Below are 3,222 nucleotides of genomic sequence, written 5' to 3' on the forward strand. Positions count from 1 at the left end.
GTGACGATCTCGTTCAACCTCGCGCAAGGCCAATCGCTCGGCAACGCCGTCACCGCGATCCATCAGGCTGAAAACGCCATCCACAAGCCCGATGCCATCACCACGAGTTTTCAGGGCACGGCGCAGGCATTTCAGGCATCGCTCAAATCCGAGCCTTATCTGATCGGCGCGGCGTTGATCGCGGTCTATCTCGTGCTCGGCATTCTGTACGAGAGCGCCATTCATCCGCTCACCATTATTTCAACGCTGCCATCGGCGGGTGTCGGCGCATTGCTTGCGTTGATGCTGTGCGGACAGGACTTGTCGATCATGGGGATGATCGGCGTCATTCTGTTGATAGGCATCGTGAAGAAGAACGCCATTATGATGATCGACTTCGCATTGGTCGCCGAACGTGAACACGGCTTGTCACCGCTCGAAGCCATCCGGCAAGCCTGCATCCTGCGTTTCAGACCAATCATGATGACCACGCTCGCCGCTCTGTTCGGCGCGTTGCCGCTCGCACTGGGTCACGGCGCAGGCGCGGAATTGCGCGTGCCGCTGGGCATTTCCATTGTCGGAGGATTGATCGTCTCGCAGATGCTGACGCTATTCACGACACCGGTTGTGCACCTCTGGTTCGATCGGCTCTCGCTTTGGCTTGCTGCGCGACGAGCCAATCGGATCGATGCACGCGTCAGTGAATCCTTATGACATCCTTAAGGATTGCCTCGCGCGGAAAAAATATATCGGCTAAAAGACAGTTAAACGAAAGCCCTTATTCATGCACTCGCCGCAATCGCCTTGCACATTGATGGACGCTGCAAACACGTTCATTCCATCACGAACAGGGACGAGACATGAAGAAGACAAAGGGACTTGCCGCCGTGCTGCTTGCGCTGACCGCGCTGCACGCCGCCGCGCGTGACGACGATCACGGCAGGCACGATCACGAGGACCGCACCAGCGTGAAGCATGTATTGCTGATCAGCTTCGACGGTTTGCATGAGCAGGACGTCGCGCGCTGCGTGGCGTCCAATGCCTGCCCCAACATGGCCTTGCTGGCAAAGGACGGCACCACGTACACCAACGCGCACACGCCAGGCCTGTCGGATTCTTTTCCCGGACTGGCTGCGCTGGTGACGGGCGGATCGCCGAAGACCGCCGGCCTCTTCTACGACGTCTCGTACGACCGTACGCTTTACGCGCCGTCCGACACGAGCTGTAGCGGCACGCAAGGCTGGAACGTAGTCTTCGATGAAACCACTGGCATCGACGCGCAGAACGGTGGCGCGCTGGTTCATCTCGACGGTGGCGGCGCATTCAATCCGCAGGCCATCCCGAATGCGAAGATCGACGGCGTGTGCAAACCGGTTTATCCGCACAACTACGTAAAAACCAATACCATCTTCGAAGTAGTGAAAGCAGGCTTGCCGCATGCCCGCACCGCATGGGCCGATAAGCATGCATGGGGTTATGACTGGCTCAACGGACCCTCGGGCAGCGGCGTGGACGATCTGATGCGCACCGAGATCAACTCCATCGACCCAAAGACCAACACGAACTACACAGACCTTTATACGCATACCGAAGTATTCGACGATCTCCACATGCAAGCGCTGATCAATCAGATCGATGGAAAGAACTCGGCAGGCAACGCTTCGCCCGGCGTGCCGACGATCTTCGGCGCGAACTTTCAGACGCTGAGCGTCGCGCAGAAAGCCGTGGTCGCGAAAGACGGCGGTTATCTCGATGCGAGCTTCACGCCCGGTCCGCAAGTCAGCGCAGCGATCGCTTATATCGATGCTTCGCTTGGGCGTATCGTGGCGGAACTGAAGCAGCGTGGCCTGTATCAATCGACCGCGATCATCGTCACGGCGAAGCACGGCCAGTCGCCAACCGATCACAGCAAGCTCGTCAAGAACGGCGATACGCTCAGCAAACTGCTTCAGACCAACAGCTATCTCGATCCAAACGGCAACTACGGTCAGAACGCCACCAAGACCGGCAATCTCAACGATGGCAGCGGACTGGTCGGCACCGGCTTCGCACAGACCGACGACGTCGGCCTCATCTGGCTGCGCGATCAGCATCAACTGGCGCAAGTGGTGAAAACGCTGAAGGACAATCTGAGTTGCAATGCGCCGGGCATCTGCGCGGACGGACCGTATGCGTATCTGCTCTATGGTCAGCGTATCAAGGCTGCATTTGGTGATCCTAAGGAAGGACGCACGCCGGACATCATCGTGCAGCCGAATCCAGGCGTGATCTATACATCGAGCACGTCGAAGGATGAGGAGCACGGCGGCAATGCACCTGACGACAATCACCTTGGTCTGATTGTCTACGCGCCGGGGATGAAGCATGCGGGCGGCATCGTGAACGACCGTACGCTGACGACGCAGGTTGCGCCGACCATGCTCAAGCTGCTGGGCGTGAATCCGAAGCGTCTGAATTCGGTGGCGGCGGAAGGAACGGAAGTGTTGCCGGGCTTCTAAGAGCGCACTGGTGCCGGACAGCGATCATTTTTATCGACTGTCCGGCAAACCTATCCCTCAAGAACATCTTTTTTTATGCCGTAAACAGTCCATGAACGCATCTTCAACTCAATAGCCCGCTCGACACCAAAGCGGGCATCAAGAACAAGAAACATGATGGCCGCTTCCTCCGCGCATCGGGACGATCCGGTGCTCCACGGCATCGCCAGAACAGGCGATCTCGTGATGTTCATTACCACGATCGCCTCGTGTGCAGCGGCGCTCGCTATCGGCAATTATTACGACTCGCTGGGCCTTGCGCTGCCGGTGGCGGGCGTGGCGCTGGTCGTCGCGGCGCTGGCGTTTTTCTTCGCACGCGGAACGCTCGCATCGCGCGTTGTACTAACTATCTGTAATGTCTGCCTGATTGCGCTGCATATTCAGCTCGGGCGAGGCACGGTCGAATTTCACTTCGGCGTATTCGTGCTGCTGGGACTCTTGCTCGTCTATCGCGATTATCGCGTGCTGCTGCTGTGCGCGGGTCTCTTCGTTGCGCATCATTTCGCGTTCGACCGCTTGCAGGCACTCACCTTCAACGTCTTTTGTACGACAAAACCCAGTCTCTGGATGATGGTCGTTCACGCGAGTTATGTCGCCGTGCAAACCGCGACTGAGATCTATATGGCCTTGCGGCTGCGGCAGGCTGCAATCGAAACATCGGAATTGCTGTCGATCGTGCGCAATATGGATCGCAATGGCGTGATTT

The 3,222-nt window shown here is 57.9% G+C and carries 2 protein-coding genes and 1 pseudogene; all 3 read left to right on the forward strand.

Features of this window, described 5'->3' with window-relative positions; all coding sequences use genetic code 11:
- A partial coding sequence (locus P7F28_RS05870) for an efflux RND transporter permease subunit (RefSeq protein WP_277183549.1) occupies positions 1 to 693 on the forward strand: 693 nt, incomplete at its 5' end.
- A 146-nt stretch (positions 694 to 839) separates the two neighbouring features.
- Complete coding sequence (locus P7F28_RS05875; protein WP_277183550.1) at positions 840 to 2,477, forward strand: alkaline phosphatase family protein; 1,638 nt, start codon at positions 840 to 842, stop codon at positions 2,475 to 2,477.
- Positions 2,478 to 2,630: 153 nt separating this feature from the next.
- Positions 2,631 to 3,222, forward strand: a pseudogene (locus P7F28_RS05880) (hypothetical protein); the annotation flags it as partial.

The sequence above is a fragment of the Caballeronia sp. BR00000012568055 genome, assembly GCF_029439455.1.
Lineage (GTDB): Bacteria > Pseudomonadota > Gammaproteobacteria > Burkholderiales > Burkholderiaceae > Caballeronia.